The sequence below is a fragment of the Streptomonospora alba genome, assembly GCF_000826685.1.
Lineage (GTDB): Bacteria > Actinomycetota > Actinomycetes > Streptosporangiales > Streptosporangiaceae > Streptomonospora > Streptomonospora alba.
Genome location: NZ_JROO01000033.1, coordinates 20206 through 34751, shown reverse-complemented (window position 1 = coordinate 34751; position 14546 = coordinate 20206). Strand labels below are relative to the sequence as shown.

Below are 14546 nucleotides of genomic sequence, written 5' to 3'. Positions count from 1 at the left end.
CGCGCGGCCGCCGGATCAGGCGTCCTTGTCGGAACCGGGTTCAAGGAGCTCGCCCGCTGCCTGCTCCCATCGACGCGCTTCGTCGTCCCAACGGCCCGCAGTGAGGATAAGGCCGACCATGGTGGCGTCGTAGTCGCTACCAAATTCGCGGATCCAGGCGGCGGCTTCCTCGTCCCTGCCTTCGTGTACGAGGGCGGCCGCAAGGTGCTCGACACCGATACCGGCACCGAGATCGGCTGCGGCCCGGCGGAGCCAGGGGACCGCTTCCGCAGGCCGCTGTCGCTCCATGAAGAACAGTCCGATCTGAAGTGCGGCATCATGCCGGCCGTCGTCTATGGCCGTTCGAATCCATTCCTCGGCCTCGTCGGATCGCCCCTGCGCTTGGAGCAGTGTTCCCAGGCTGGCCATGGCGGAGAAGTGGCCCCGTTCGACGGCTTCGCGGTACCACCGCTCCGCCAGCTCCGGCCGCCCTTGGTCGGTAAGCATGCGGCCGTACTGCTCTACTGCCGACCGGTCGCCGGAGAGAGCGGATCTGCGGTACCAGTGCAGGGCCTCCTCCGGCCGCCTTTGCTCGCTGAGCAGGCTGGCGAGGGCATTCATTGCGCGAAAGTCACCGTGCTCGGCAGCACTGCGCAGCAGTTCTTCGGCCTCGCCGACGCGTCCCCGCATACTGAGCGCATGGCCGAGGTCCCTTACGGCGGTGGCGTTTCCCGCGGAAACGGCTTGTCGGAACCATTCCTCGGCTTTTCGGAAACGTTGGGCACGCCGTTCCCAGCGGCCCATGATCGTCATGGCCCGTGCATGGCCCGTCAGGGCCAGAGTTTCGCATTCGGCATGCGCGAATTCCCGCTCGCCCAGGCGGTCGGCGGAGAGAACGACGCGCAGGCGTGCTTCGGCATCCGTAGCGTGGTCGAGTGCCGCCTGCCATGTGGCGGCGGGGATCGGTGTGTCGGCGGCTTCGATCAGATAGTCGAATGGGCGCCACCCTTCCTTGCCGCCGTGGTCGGCAGGAACCAGAAGTCCGGTGGTCCCCAGCCGGAGCTCTCGTGCCCAGTCCCAGGCTTCCTCGAACGTTTCGGGGCCAAGGGCGGCCGCGTCGGCAAGGTAGGCGGAGTGGGCCTGCTCGATCAGTTCCCGGGTGAGTGGGCTTCCCAAGCCGGTGCGGGTGAGGTCGACGGCTGCGGTGACCACGGCGTGGCCCCGGGGATGCCCACCCCGCTGGACGTGTCGCCGGGCACGGCGCCACTCCGCCAGGAGGTCGGGGCCTGCGGCCAAGTACTCGGCGACACCGTGTACGCCGTGATGCGCTGCGGCTTCGCGCAGCCGCCGATCCGGTGATTCCGCGGTGCGCCGGACTTCTCCGGGCGACCACACCCGTCCGAGCTCTACGACGTCGATGCGCCGGAGCAGGCGGGCCTCTTCACCGTCTCCGTGCGCTTCACCCCGACCGTCGGCGGGGGCGGCCCGATAGGCGTCGTAGTACTCACTTCGAATGGTGGCGGCCACGAGGGTCCGCGCGGCTGCCAGCGCCTGGACCGTGGCTTCGGTCAGTCCCTTCGCGCCGTGCCACAGGTAGCGGTCGAGATCGTCGAGCCAGAGAACCCAGCGCTCATGCTCCTCGTCGATCGCCGTGCTGCGCAGGCGGTCAGCCAAGGCGGTGAAGTCGGTGTCCGCGGCCGGTACGACCAGCCGTCGTTCGGGCACCGTCTCGGCGAGGGCGTGCAGCAGCGCGCGGGACTTGCCTGCGGTGGAATCTCCTACCACAAGTACAGCGCCCCCGTGGTCCGCGGATGTGCGTACGCGTCGTCGGATGAGGCCGTCGGAGTCGCGCGGCACGTACGGGGGCAGGTCGGAGTCGTCGGTGCCGCGGCGGGCGGCGTGTATCCCCAATCGGCGGGGAAGAGCTTGTCCAACGGGGATGGCGGCGGACAGGGCCGCGTCTGTCTCCGTGGGCGGAGGCCGGCTGGGGCCGTGGGCGTAGACGTGGATGCCGCCGGTGACGGTACCGGCCTGCACGGCGGTACCGGCCACGTCTCCTTCGATCCTGCTGCCGGGGCCTTGGCCGCCGCCGCTGTCAGGCGGAGAGGGCTTCGGGCGGCGCCGCACTCGCAGGACCAGTCCGGCGCTCGCCCCGAGGCCCACGAGGATGCAGAGTACCCACAACAGGGAAACGCTCGTTTCCTGGGAAAGTCCGGCCACGGCCCAACTCCCCGGCGTCGGACCGGGGACCGGAACGAGAGCTCTGGGGACGGGTAGGGAGACTGCGCCCGGAAGCATGGCACCGATTGTGTACCACCACCGCCCGGCGTCGGCAGGCGAGGGGGAACCCGGAAGCCGGGTCCCCTCCGCCAGGGGCCACCGTCAGGACGCGGCGCGCCACATCTGCGAATACGGCCGCCGGATCGTCCCGCCGATCGCCGGCTCGGCGGCCGAAAGGCCTGCGGGGGAGGCCTCGGATTTCATTCGCGGCGCAGTCGGGGAACCTCGCCGGGCGGAACGGGGGCGAAGTCCGGGAGGCCGCGCAGTGCCGCCTCCTCGCCGCCGGGGTTGTAGACCGCGATCAGCCGCATCGGGGTCCAGCCGGTGTTCATGGTGCTGTGGTACACGCCCCGCGGCACATGGACGACGTCGCCGGGGGAGACGTCGAAGGGTTCCTCGTCGTCGAGCATCTGCCGCCCGGTTCCGGACAGTACGTAGAGCACCTCCTCGGAGCCGGGGTGGTTGTGCCGGTCGTGGCCCCGGCCGGGGTTGAGCACCACCTCACCGAAGGTCAGCCCGGTCTCGGGGACGCTGTCGGGCTGGATGTACCACTTCGCCGAGCCCCAGTCGAAGGTCATGGTCTCCCGGCTGTGGGGGTCGACCGCTGCGAGTCGCACCGTGTGATCTCCTGTCCGTTTCGTCGCGCCCGGGCGCCCGTCGGCCGGCTCAGCCCGGTGCGGGGCGCAGTTCCTTGTAGCGGCGCATGGTCTGTTTCATCGCGGTCTCCGTGGGCAGGCGCTCCATGCTGGAGGCGCCGAAGAAGCCGGACACCCCGCGGGTGTTGGCCAGCACGTAGCCGGCGTCGTCGGGCTCGGCGATCGGCCCGCCGTGGCAGAGCACGATCACCTCGGGGGAGGCCTCGCGGGCGGCGTCGGCGATCTGCTGCACCCGCCGTACCGAATCGTCGAGGGTCAGGGCGGTCTGGGCGCCGATGGTCCCCGAGGTCGTCAACCCCATGTGAGCCACCACCACGTCGGCGCCGGCCTCGGCCATGCGCCGGGCCTGGTCGGTGTCGAAGACGTAGGGAGCGGTCAGCAGGTCCATCTCCCGCGCCTGGCGGACCATCGCCACCTCGAGGCCGAAGCCCATCCCGGTCTCTTCGAGGTTGGCCCGGAAGGTGCCGTCGATGAGGCCGACCGTGGGGAAGTTCTGCACCCCGGCGAAGCCCAGGGACTTCAGTTCGGCGAGGAACACCTCCATCCGCCGGAACGGATCGGTGCCGCACACACCGGCCAGCACCGGGGTCTCGCGTACCACCGGAAGCACCTCACGCGCCATGTCCACCACGATCGCGTTGGCATCGCCGTAGGGCATCAGGCCGGCCAGCGAGCCGCGCCCGGCCATGCGGTAGCGCCCCGAGTTGTAGATGATGATCAGGTCGCTGCCCCCGGCCTCGGCGCACTTGGCCGACAGCCCGGTGCCCGCGCCGGCGCCGATCACGGTCTCGCCCGCCCCGGCCACGCGACGCAGCCGGGCGAGTGCTTGGTCACGGTTCACTGCTGGTGCTCCTGGACGAGTGCGGTCAGGCGGTCGGTCATCGCCGCGGCGAACCGCGGGTCGTTGACGTCGGTGTCGAGCTCGTGCAGCTCCACGCGGGCCGGGTCGATGCGCTCGCGCAGCGTGGCGAACAGCGCGGTGTCGGCCTCGGCGTCGTGGAAGGGCCCGCCGGCCACCGAGAGCGCGGATACGCCGCCGAGCGGCAGGTAGAGCGACACGGGCCCGGCGGCCCCGTTCAGCCGGTCCGCGATGCGCCGGGCGATCTCGGTGCACTCCTGGGCGGTGGTGCGCATCAGGGTGACGTTGGGGTTGTGGTGATAGAAGACCCGGTCGGCGAAGGCGGCGGGCACGGTGTCGGGCGCGGCGAAGTTCACCATGTCCACCGCGCCCACCGAGACCACCTGGGGCAGGCCGTGGCGGCCGGCCACGCGCAACCGGTCGGATCCGGCGCTCATGACCCCGCCGACGAGTTCGTCGGCCAGCTCGGTGGTCGTGATGTCGAGTACGCCCGCCAGATAGCCGTCGGCGGCCAGTGCCTCCAGCGACTGCCCGCCGGTGCCCGTGGCGTGGAAGACCAGGACCTCGAACCCGGAGCGCTCGAGGTTCTCGCGGGCGGCGGTGACGCTGGGCGTGGTGACGCCGAACATGCTGGTCCCCACCAGCGGCCGGGGCGGGACCCGCGGTTCCGCGGCGCCGGCCATGCCCGCGGCCGCCGCCGCGGCGTTGGCGAGGATGCGCGCGGAGATGCGGTTGATGCCGGCGATGTCGACGACCGAATACATCATCGTCACGTCCCGTGCGCCCACGTAGGGGCGGGTGTCTCCCGAAGCCACCGTGGAGACGATGAGCTTGGGCATGCCGATCGGCAGCGCGGCCATCGCCTGGGCCGCGATCGCGGTGCCCCCGGAGCCGCCCACCGCCAGCACCGCCTGGACCCGGCCCGCCTCGGACAGTTCCCGCAGGGTCGCCGCCGCCCCCTCGGCCATCCGCGCCACGGCCGCACCGCGGTCGGCGGCCTCGCGCAATCGCTCCACCGCGGCACCGGCGGCCTGGGCCACCTGTTCGGCGGGGATGTCGGGGGTCGCCCCCTCGGGCGGGTACACGCCGCAGTCGATCAGCAGGGGCGTGCATCCGGCGGCCGCGAGGCGCTGCCTGAGGAACTCGTACTCCGCTCCCTTGGTGTCCAAAGTGCCGAGCAGCGCGACCGTCGGCGCCATGGGCCCAACTCCTCGAGTGCGGGGACGCTCCAGCTCTTGGACGCTAGACCGGCCGGTTCTGGCGCGTCAATGCCCCGGTGACCGCGGCGGGTCGGAGGCGCCGCGGGACGCCGCCGCACAGGCCGCCAGGGTCCGGGTGCCCACTGATCGGCGCGTGCACCGATTCCCAGGAGCGGCCGTGCCCGCCGGCGGATCTGCCGCGGCCGCACTTTCGGGCCGTGGCGGGCGGACCGCCGCCGACCCGTCTCACGCCGGCGGATGGGCTCAGGCCGCCGCACGCGCCTCGAACGGGCGCCGGCGCAGCGGGGACCGCAGGATGGCGGGCGGGTCGTAGGCCATGTCGAGTCGGCCGATGTCGGTGCCGGGCGGGACGATCTCGTCGATCCGGTCGAGGACCTCGTCGCTGAGCGTGACGTCGACGCCGGCGAGCAGGTCGTCGAGGTGCTCCATGGTGCGCGGTCCGATGATCGCGGAGGTGACCCCCGGGTGGCCGATGGCGAAGGCCAGCGCGAGGTGGGCGAGGGGCGTCCCGGCCTCCTGGGCGAGGGGGATGAGCTGTTCCACGGCGTCCAGGCGGCGCTCGTCCTTCAGGTGGTTGAAGCCGAACCGGGACCGGTGGGTGTCGGCGTCCTGGCCCTTGCGGTACCGGCCGGTCAGCAGGCCGCCGGCGAGCGGGCTGTAGACCAGGGTGCCCATGCCGTACTCCTGCGCCACGGGCAGGACCTCGCGCTCGATGCCGCGGTTGAGGATCGAGTACGGCGGCTGCTCGGTGCGCAACCGGGTCAGGCCGCGCCGCTCGGCGACCCAGTGGGAGCGGACGATGTCCGAGGCGGGCAGGGACGAGGTGCCGACGGCCCGGACCTTGCCCGCACGCACCAGATCGGTGAGCGTCGAGAGGGTCTCCTCGATGTCGGTGTCGGGGTCGGGCCGCTGCATCTGGAACAGGTCGATGTGGTCGGTCTGCAGGCGCCGCAGCGAGTCGTCCAGGGCACGCACCAGCCAGCGCCTGGAGGCGCCCTGGTGGTTGGGGTCCTCGCTCATCGGCAGCCGTGCCTTGGTGGCGAGCACGACGTCGCCGCGGCGTCCTTTGAGGGCCTTGCCCACGATCTCCTCCGACTCGCCGTGGGAGTACACGTCGGCGGTGTCGACGACGTTGATCCCCGCGTCGAGGGCCTTGTGGATGATCTTGATCGAGTCGTCGTGGTCGGGGTTGCCGACGGCCCCGAACATCATCGCGCCGAGCGCGTAGGGGCTGACCTTGATGCCGGTCCGGCCGAGGTTGCGGTACTGCATTGGGTGTCTCCCGAGGTTGGAGCCGAGGTATGGAGAGCGCTGATTCGATGCCGTATTCTGAACCGAAGTGGAACGCCCTTCCAGAACAATATGGAACAACGTTCCGGAAAGCAAGCGGAGGAGTGCAGTGACGGACAACACGGCGCGGACCGGGGCCGAATCGACCGGCTCGGCGGGCCCGGGCGCACCGGAACGCGCGCCGCGTCGGCCGCGCGCCGACGCGCAGCGCAACATCGACTCCCTGCTCGACGCGGCGAAAGCCGTCTTCGGCACGTCGGGCGTAGACGCGCCCGCGAGGGAGATCGCCGATCAGGCCGGCGTCGGGGTGGGAACCTTGTATCGGCACTTCCCGCAGCGCTCGGACCTGGTCAAGGCCGTGTTCCAGCACGAGGTGGACGCCTGCGCCGACGCCGCCCCGGCGCTGGCCGCCGCGCACGAGCCGGCAGAGGCACTCGAGAAGTGGATCCACCGCTACACCGAGTTCCTCGCGGCCAAACGGGGCCTCGCCAAAGCCCTCCACTCGGGGGATCCGGCGTTCGACGCCCTGCCCGCCTACTTCATGCAGCGCCTCGGCCCGGCCCTGGGCTCACTGCTCGAAGCCGCGGCGGCGAGGGGCGAGATCCGCGCCGACATCGCCCCCGAGGACCTCCTGTACGCCGTATCGAACCTCTGCATGCCCGTGACGGACAGGGGAGTCGGCTACAGCCGGCGCATGGTCGGGCTCCTCATCGACGGACTGCGCCACGGTGCCGACACGAGCCGGTCTCGCCCCTGAAGCCCTGTGTGTCCCCCAGAGACCCGGTCCGCGACCGCCGCGGGCGCGCAGGTCGAACGTCGCACCGGCCTCGCGGGCGGCGAGCGCCCGCAGAAAGGAAGGCCGCCGGCGCGCCCCGGACCGGTGCAGGCGACGCGCCTGGTCGGGCGGCATCGCCACCACTGTGATCATGTGGTGTGGGAACGGGACGATCGGCGGTGGCCGTGCCGCTCACCGCCGGAGGAGATCGCCCCGGCCGTGCGGGGCGCCGAGTTCGACGGCAGTGCGGCCGAGACGGTACGAGGAGCGATCCATGAGCGCAGACACCTCATCCGACCGGCCTCGGAGTTCATGCTGCGCCCCGCCACGGGGAGAGGCGCAGGCCGCCGAGGCGCCGACGCCCGTCGCCGCTGCGGAGGCGGCCGCCCCGCCGCCGCACGGCGGCTGGCGGACGTTGGAAGGCGGCGCGTTCCTCATGGGCTGTGCGGACGGACCCTACCCCGAGGACGGCGAGGGGCCGGTCCGGGAGGTGACGCTCAGCGGGTTCGAGATCGCCGCCACGGCGGTCACCAACGCCGAGTTCGCCGCGTTCGTCCAGAGCACGGGCTATGCCACGGACGCCGAGCGGTACGGCTGGACCTTCGTCTTCGCGGGTTTCCTGCCGCGCCGGTTCCCCCCGACGCGGGCCGCCGCCGGCGCGTCGTGGTGGCGCCAGGTGCACGAAGCCGACTGGCGCCGCCCCGAGGGCCCCGGTTCCGGGCTCCGCGGGCGCCAGGACCACCCCGTCGTCCACGTCTCGCACGACGACGCGCTCGCCTACTGCCGATGGGCCGGCGTTCGGCTGCCGACCGAGGCCGAGTGGGAGTACGCCGCGCGGGGCGGGCTGACCGGGAAGCCCTACCCCTGGGGCGACGAACGCGAGCCGGGCGGAGAGCACCGCATGAACGTCTGGCAGGGCTCCTTTCCCGACCGCAACACCGCTGCCGACGGCTACGTCGGCACCTGCCCGGTGGACGCCTTCCCGCCCAACGGCTACGGGCTGTACAACACGACGGGAAACGTGTGGGAGTGGTGCGCGGACCGGTTCAACCCGCGGTACCACCGGAAGGGGCCGTGGACCGACCCCACCGGTCCGCGCTTCGGGCAGGCCCGGGTTCTCAAGGGCGGCTCCCACATGTGCCACGAGTCGTACTGCTTCCGCTACCGCACCTCGGCGCGGATGGGCAACTCCCCGGACAGCTCCACCGGCAATACGGGATTCCGCGTGGCACGGTGAAGCGGTGCGGGCGCGCAACGACCACCTCCGGGCCGTGAAAGACGGCGTCTGCACCTCCCGCGCATGCGGGAATGGCGCGAAGCCGGTGCTCAGCGTTGCTTCTTGGGTATGTCGCGCAGTTCCACATAGGGTTCTTCGGTCTCGGGGTGGCCTTCGGCGAGGGCTCGGCCCCGCTCAAGCTCGGCGTTGAACTCCTCGCCGAGAAGGATCGCGATGTTGGTGATCCACAGCCACACGAGAAAGATGATCACTCCGGCCATGCTGCCGTAGGTCTGGTTGTAGGAGGCGAAGTTCGCGAGGTAGACCGCGAAGGCGCCCGAGGCCAGCAGCCAGATCACGATGGCCAGCACGCTGCCCGGCGTCACCCAGCGGAAGCCCCGCTTGGCGTTGGGCGACGCCCAGTAGAGCAGGGAGATCATGAAGGCGACGACGAAGAGGAGAACCGGCCACTTCGCGATGCGCCACACCATGACCGCGGTGGGTCCCAGGCCCAGGAGCTGCCCGGCCTGCTCGGCGAGGCCGCCGGTGACGACGACGGCCACCGCCGCCACGGCCAGCAGGACGACCATGAGAAGCGTGACCCCGACCCGGATCGGCAGGGTCTTGTATATGGGGCGTCCTTCAGGGACGTCGTAGATGACGTTGGACGCGCGCATGAAGGCCCCGATGTAGCCGGAGGCCGACCACAGGGCGACGGCCAGGCCGATCAAGCCGAAGATCCCGGCCGTGGCCTGGCTGCGCTGCACGTTCTCCAGGATCGAGGTCAGCACCGAGGCCACATCGGCCGGTGCTGCCGAGATGCTGTCGGTCAGAGCCCGCGTCGCCGACCGCCCGGCCAGTCCCAGGAGCGAGACCAGGACCAGGAGTGCGGGAAAGATGGACAGGACCGCGTAGTACGTCAGCGCGGCGGCGAGGTCGAGCAGGTTGTCGTCCCGGAATTCGGCGACGGTCCGGCGCATCGAACCCGTCCACGACCGCTTCGGCAGTTCGGTGGGCGCCGACGCCTCCTGCTGCGGCGAGCCGTTCTCGGTACTCCGCTGGTTTCCGGCCATTCTCGGCCCTTCTTCCGGTCGTGTCGGCACCGAAGCCTCCCCCTGCGCGGCACGTGATGCGGTGCGCGCCCCCACTACCCCAGACCCGCCACGAAAAGCGCCCGCATCGCCGAGGTGAGCGGGGCGCGGTCAGCGCACGATCCGTTCGCGGGCATCGAGGAGGGCCGCCACAAGGCTCCGCTCGCGTTCCGGGTCCAGGCGCACGATGGGGACCGAGAAGCTGAGCGCCTCCTTGGGGGCGGTCCCGTCGCCGAAGTCCAGAGCGACGGAGAAGCACCGCAGCCCGATCGTGGACTCCTGCTCGTCGATGGCGTAACCGCGCTCCTGCACCGACTTCAGCTCGTCCCGCAGCGCCTCGCGGTCGGTGAAGGTGTTGACGGTGCGGGCCGAGAGCGCCTCGGGCAGCAGTGCGTCGTTCTCTTCCCACGGTCGTTCGGCCAGGAGCGCCTTGCCGAGCCCTGTCGCCCAGCACGGAAGCCGGCGGCCGGGACGGGAGACGACCGCGAGCGAATGGCGCGAGATGCAGGTCGCCAGGTAGACGATCTCGTGGGCGTCCAACCGGGCGAGGTGGACGGTCTCTCCCCACTCCTGAGACATCTCGTCCATGACGCGGTGCGCCCGCTGCACGACGTCGTCGTGTTCCACGTAGGAGGCGCCGACCCGCAGGGCCCGGATGCCCAGGCGGAATCCGGAGCCGGTCGCGTCAGGCTCCACCCACCCGCGGTGGACCAGTGTCATCAGCAGCGCATAGGCGCTGGCCCGGGGGATCTCCAGGTCCTGGGCCACGTCGCGGAGCGAGCGCGGCTCCTCGGCGGAGCTGAGGTACTCCAGCAGCAGGATCGCCCGTTCGGCCGATTTCACCGTCCGAACCCCCGTGACCTCGGCGGTTTCCGCCCCCGTCGTCGTGGATCGCCTCATATTTCCCCTTGACGTGATTTGAAACACCAGCTTACGGTGCTTGTCTACCAGCATAGATATTGTATCCATTTGTAGACAAGAGGTTTGCTCATGCCGCTATCGCCTGCGGAGCTCGGCGAGTCCTTCACCGGACTGCTCGGCTTTCCGGTCACTCCCTTCACCGACGCGGGAGAGCTCGACCTGCCGCGCTTCAAGGAGCACCTCGACGACATGCTCGAGGCCGGCCCCGGAGCGTTGTTCGTCGCCTGCGGCACCGGCGAGTTCGCCTCGCTGACATTGGAGGAGCACCGCACGGCGGTGCGCACCGCGGTCGAACACGTCGGCGGCGCGGTCCCGGTGCTGGCAGGCGTCGGCGGCGGCGCCCGGGTCGCCAAGGAGTATCTCCGCTCGGCCGAGGGCGAGGGCGCCGACGGCGCGCTCGTGCTCCCTCCCTACCTGCAGGTCGGCCCGCAGAGAGGGCTGCTTTCGCACTACAGGGACCTCCTCGACTCCACCGGCCTCGGACTGATCCCTTACCAGCGCTCCACCGCGGTCTTCACCCCCGAGACCGTGGCCGAACTGGCCGGGAACGACCGCGTCGTCGCGCTGAAAGACGGGCACGGCGACATCGAACTGCTGCAGCGCATCAGGACCGTGACCGAGAACCGCCTCCCGCTGCTCAACGGCATGCCGACGGCCGAGACCTTCGCCCGCGCCTACCGTGCCGTCGGCGCCGCAGCCTACTCCTCCGCGGTGCTCGCCTTCGCTCCCGCCGTCGCGACCGCCTTCTTCGCCGCCTCGGAGCGCGGCGACGAGGCCGTCCAGGACGAGCTGCTGCGCGAGTTCTACGTCCCGCTCGCCGAGCTGCGCAACACCACACCGGGTTACGCCGTCTCGCTGGTCAAAGCGGGGCTGGAGATCCGCGGGCGTTCGGCCGGGCCCGTGCGCCCACCGTTGGCGGAACCGTCTCCTGAACACAAGGCCGAACTGGCCGACATCATCGACCGCGGACTGGCCGTCGCGAGTGCGGAGGTGGCGGCATGACCCCCTCGACGGAGAAGGCACTCCCGGCGACCGGCATCGGTTTCCTGGGCGGAGCGGAACTGCGCGGGTCGGGTGCCGCGTTCCGGGCGGTCGACCCGGCAACCGCCGCGCCGGTCGGGCCGGAATTCACCTCCTGCGGTGCGGACGACGTCGCTCGCGCCGCCGATTCGGCTCGGGCCGCCTATGACGCCAACCGGTCCCTGCCCGAAGGCTGGCAGGCGGTCCTGCTTCGGGGAATCGCCGAGCGGCTGGAGGCCGTCCGCGACAGCATCGTCGGGGCGGCGAGTGCAGAGACGGGCATCGGCGAAGGGCGCCTCGACGGCGAGCTGGCCCGCACCCGCAACCAGCTGAACGGGTTCGCCCGGGTCGTGGAAGAGGGCGACTACCGGGAGGCGCTTCGCGTGGAAGCCGCCCCCGATGCCGTCCCGCCCCGTCCTGACCTGCGCCGCGTACTGGTCCCGGTCGGCCCGGTCGCGGTGTTCGGCGCCTCGAACTTCCCGCTCGCCTTCAGCACCGCCGGAGGCGACACCGCCTCGGCGCTGGCGGCGGGGTGCCCCGTGCTCGTCAAGGCCCACCCCTCCCACCCGGCCACGAGCGAGATCGTCGGCCGCGCCGTCGTCGACGCCGTCGCCGCGGCCGGAGCCCACCGCGGTACCTTCGCTCTACTGCACGGGGCGGGCAACGAGACCGGGGCGGCCCTGGTTACCGCGCCGGAGGTCCGCGCGGTCGGGTTCACCGGCTCCTTCGCCGGGGGCCGCGCTCTGGCGGAGCTCGCCGCTGCACGGCCCCGCCCGATCCCGGTGTTCGCCGAGATGGGCAGTCTCAACCCGGTGTTCGTCACCGAGGCCGCGGTGCGGGAACGGCTCGATGAGATCGCGGAGGGCTTCGCCGCCTCCATGACCGTCGGCGCCGGACAGATGTGCACCAAGCCCGGCCTCGTGTTCACCACGCGGGGCCGCGAGTTCGCCGAGAGGGCGGCGACTCACCTCGACGATGCCGAGCCGGGCGTGCTCCTCAACGCCGCCACCCGCGACGCGCTCGCCGACCGGCTGGCCGCCAGCACCGACGCCGCCGGAGTCGAGGTGGTCACGAAGAGGCGGGACGCTTTCGAGGGCCCCGGCCTGCGTGCGGCACCGGTCCTGCTGCTGGCCGGGCTCGACGACCTGGCGGCAGCGCCTGAGCTGCGGGAGGAGCACTTCGGCCCGGTCGCCGTGGTGGTCGACGTCGGATCCGAAGAGCGGTTCTTCGAGGCGGTGCGGCTGATGCCGGGCTCCCTCACCGCGACGGTCCACGCCGAACCCGAGGACCACGCGGGACTCGCGCCGTTCACCGCGGAGCTCGCCGACCTGGCCGGCCGCGTCGTGCACAACGGTTTCCCGACCGGTGTGGCCGTCAACGCCGCGCAGACGCACGGCGGCCCGTACCCGGCCACCTCCGACAGCGCGCACACCTCCGTCGGCTGGACCGCGGTACGGCGGTTCCAACGACCCGTCACCTTCCAGGACGTTCCCGAGGCGCTGCTGCCCGGCGCCTTGCGCGGCACGTGACCGGCGCCGCCTGAGCCGCCCGGCACCGCCGACGCCTCGCCCCGAACCCGATCACGCGCCTCGCGGGTCCGGAGGCACTCCCATCCGTCCCCACACCTTCCTCCAGCTTCCTCCAGCCACGTTCCAGGAGAAACCAATGCCCATACCACCGCTCACCCCGGCGACCGGTCCCCGGCCGCTGCGGATCCCCGGCGTCTTCGCCGCCGTCGGACTCCTCCTGGCCGGCACCGCCTGCGCCGTCGCCAACACCGACGACGGCGGAGCCGCGGACACGGTCCGTATCGCGCTTCCCGAGGAGCCGCCCACACTGGAGCCCTGTGACGCATCCCTGACCGCCACCGGCCGTGTGACGCGATCCAACATCACCGAGGCGCTCACCGAACGCGTGCCCAAGACCGGCGCCCTCGAACCCGCGCTGGCGACCGGTTGGGAGCAGACGTCCGACAAGACGTGGGCGTTCACCATGCGCGAGGGGGTCACCTTCCACGACGGCACGGCCTTCGACGCCGAAGCCGCCGCGTTCTCCATCGACCGCACCGTCGACTCCGACATCGGCTGCAACGTCGACGGCTACGTCTTCGGTGACAGCGAACTCACCGCCGAGGCCGTCGACGACCACACCCTGGAAGTGACCACGGCCGAGCCCGACCCGATCCTGCCGCTGCGGCTGTCCTTCATCGAGATCGTGCCGAGCAGCACCGACACACAGGACAAGGCCCGCGAGCCTGTCGGCACCGGCCCCTACAAGATCAAGGAATGGAACCAGGGCGTCGACCTGAAGCTCCAGCGCTACGACGGCTACTGGGGCGACAAGCCCGCCTACGCCACGGCCCGCTACGTCTGGCGTGCCGAAAGCAGCATCCGGGCCGCGATGGTCTCCCAGGGCGAGGCGGACATCGCCGTCGGGCTCACGCCCCAGGACAGCGCGGGCGACAACGCGGTGGAGTACCCGAACAACGAGACCTCCTACATGCGTATCGACGCCGGCGAGGAGCCGCTCGACGACATCCGCGTGCGCCGCGCCATCAACTACGCGATCGACAAGAAGGGCCTGGTCTCCTCCGTCTTCTCCGGGCTCGGCCAACCCGCCGGGCAGATCGTTCCCAAGGGTGTGACCGGCCACAACGAGGAGATCCAACCGTGGCCCCACGACCCGAAGAAGGCCGAGACCCTGATCGACGAGGCACGGGCCGACGGCGTCCCCGTCGACACGACCATCACCATCATCGGCCGCAACGGCATCTACCCCAAGGCCTCGGAGGCCACGGAGGTCGTGCAGCGGTCCCTGATCGACGCCGGGCTCAAGGTGAAGGTCAAGATGCTCGATGTCAACGCCTGGATGGAGTACCTGCTCCGGCCGTTCCCCTCGGACATGGGGCCGACGCTGCTGCAGGCCCAGCACGGCAACCAGGCCGGTGACGCCGCGTTCACGATGGAGCAGATCTACGGCTCCTCGGGGGCGCAGAGCAGCTACGGCACCGAGAAGCTCGACTCGATGATCGAGGAGGCCGAGAACGCCCAGGACGAGCCCCGTCAGCAGGCTTTCGCCGAGGCGCTCGCCTACCAGAACGACGAGGTGGTCCGCGACGCGGTCCTCGCGCACATGACCGGCGTCATGGCGATCTCCCCGGACGTGTCCTACACACCGAATTCGGCCACCAACGACGAGCTGCGGCTGCGCGGGATGCAGCCCGCGGACTGAGGAGGTAT

12 protein-coding genes are annotated in these 14546 nt (G+C 71.2%); 5 read left to right on the top strand and 7 right to left on the bottom strand.

The window, feature by feature from the left end:
- Positions 1 to 15 precede the first annotated feature (15 nt).
- The 5 genes from LP52_RS25865 to LP52_RS17720 all read right to left on the bottom strand — a co-directional run bounded on the left by LP52_RS25865 (position 16) and on the right by LP52_RS17720 (position 6266).
- Positions 16 to 2031: a tetratricopeptide repeat protein gene (locus LP52_RS25865; protein ID WP_052809976.1), complete on the bottom strand. Its 2016-nt coding sequence runs from the start codon at positions 2029 to 2031 to the stop codon at positions 16 to 18.
- A 428-nt stretch (positions 2032 to 2459) separates the two neighbouring features.
- Positions 2460 to 2876 carry a cupin domain-containing protein gene (locus tag LP52_RS17735; RefSeq protein WP_040275129.1) on the bottom strand — a complete coding sequence of 139 codons (417 nt, stop codon included), beginning with the start codon at positions 2874 to 2876 and terminating at the stop codon, positions 2460 to 2462.
- Between the two features lie 49 nt (positions 2877 to 2925).
- Positions 2926 to 3756, bottom strand: a complete 831-nt coding sequence (locus LP52_RS17730; protein ID WP_040275128.1) for a phosphoenolpyruvate hydrolase family protein — start codon at positions 3754 to 3756, stop codon at positions 2926 to 2928.
- Complete coding sequence (locus LP52_RS17725; protein WP_040275127.1) at positions 3753 to 4973, bottom strand: Tm-1-like ATP-binding domain-containing protein; 1221 nt, start codon at positions 4971 to 4973, stop codon at positions 3753 to 3755. The genes LP52_RS17730 and LP52_RS17725 overlap by 4 nt, the downstream gene beginning before the upstream one ends.
- Before the next feature lie 264 nt (positions 4974 to 5237).
- Positions 5238 to 6266, bottom strand: a complete 1029-nt coding sequence (locus LP52_RS17720) for an aldo/keto reductase (protein WP_040275125.1) — start codon at positions 6264 to 6266, stop codon at positions 5238 to 5240.
- Positions 6267 to 6393: 127 nt separating this feature from the next.
- Here LP52_RS17720 and LP52_RS17715 point away from each other — a divergent pair, with 127 nt between their 5' ends.
- Positions 6394 to 7041, top strand: a complete 648-nt coding sequence (locus tag LP52_RS17715; RefSeq protein WP_040275123.1) for a TetR/AcrR family transcriptional regulator — start codon at positions 6394 to 6396, stop codon at positions 7039 to 7041.
- A gap of 292 nt (positions 7042 to 7333) precedes the next feature.
- On the top strand, positions 7334 to 8296 hold the full coding sequence (locus tag LP52_RS17710) for a formylglycine-generating enzyme family protein (RefSeq protein ID WP_084723292.1): 963 nt from the start codon (positions 7334 to 7336) through the stop codon (positions 8294 to 8296).
- Positions 8297 to 8385: 89 nt separating this feature from the next.
- Here LP52_RS17710 and LP52_RS17705 read toward each other — a convergent pair whose 3' ends face one another.
- Positions 8386 to 9348, bottom strand: coding sequence for a YihY/virulence factor BrkB family protein (locus LP52_RS17705; protein WP_040275120.1), 963 nt, complete (start codon positions 9346 to 9348; stop codon positions 8386 to 8388).
- A gap of 129 nt (positions 9349 to 9477) precedes the next feature.
- Entirely contained in the window at positions 9478 to 10266 is a 789-nt protein-coding gene (locus tag LP52_RS17700) for an IclR family transcriptional regulator (RefSeq protein WP_040275118.1), read from the bottom strand.
- Positions 10267 to 10356: 90 nt separating this feature from the next.
- Between LP52_RS17700 and LP52_RS17695 the strand changes: the two genes are divergently transcribed.
- From LP52_RS17695 to LP52_RS17685, 3 genes are all read left to right on the top strand, one after another.
- Complete coding sequence (locus tag LP52_RS17695; protein WP_040275117.1) at positions 10357 to 11289, top strand: 5-dehydro-4-deoxyglucarate dehydratase; 933 nt, start codon at positions 10357 to 10359, stop codon at positions 11287 to 11289.
- Positions 11286 to 12836, top strand: a complete 1551-nt coding sequence (locus LP52_RS17690; protein WP_052809975.1) for an aldehyde dehydrogenase family protein — start codon at positions 11286 to 11288, stop codon at positions 12834 to 12836. The genes LP52_RS17695 and LP52_RS17690 overlap by 4 nt, the downstream gene beginning before the upstream one ends.
- 136 nt (positions 12837 to 12972) lie before the next feature.
- Positions 12973 to 14538 (top strand): ABC transporter substrate-binding protein, encoded by a 1566-nt coding sequence (locus tag LP52_RS17685; RefSeq protein ID WP_052809974.1) that lies wholly within the window; start codon positions 12973 to 12975, stop codon positions 14536 to 14538.
- The last annotated feature ends 8 nt before the right edge of the window (positions 14539 to 14546 follow it).

Bases quoted from the DNA above. Each gene is read 5' to 3' on its own strand.
- LP52_RS17690 (WP_052809975.1), top strand. From the start codon at position 11,286: ATGACCCCCTCGACGGAGAAGGCACTCCCGGCGACCGGCATCGGTTTC.
- LP52_RS17705 (WP_040275120.1), bottom strand. From the start codon at position 9,348: ATGGCCGGAAACCAGCGGAGTACCGAGAACGGCTCGCCGCAGCAGGAG.
- LP52_RS17720 (WP_040275125.1), bottom strand. From the start codon at position 6,266: ATGCAGTACCGCAACCTCGGCCGGACCGGCATCAAGGTCAGCCCCTAC.
- LP52_RS17725 (WP_040275127.1), bottom strand. From the start codon at position 4,973: ATGGCGCCGACGGTCGCGCTGCTCGGCACTTTGGACACCAAGGGAGCG.
- LP52_RS17695 (WP_040275117.1), top strand. From the start codon at position 10,357: ATGCCGCTATCGCCTGCGGAGCTCGGCGAGTCCTTCACCGGACTGCTC.
- LP52_RS17685 (WP_052809974.1), top strand. From the start codon at position 12,973: ATGCCCATACCACCGCTCACCCCGGCGACCGGTCCCCGGCCGCTGCGG.
- LP52_RS17710 (WP_084723292.1), top strand. From the start codon at position 7,334: ATGAGCGCAGACACCTCATCCGACCGGCCTCGGAGTTCATGCTGCGCC.
- LP52_RS17700 (WP_040275118.1), bottom strand. From the start codon at position 10,266: ATGAGGCGATCCACGACGACGGGGGCGGAAACCGCCGAGGTCACGGGG.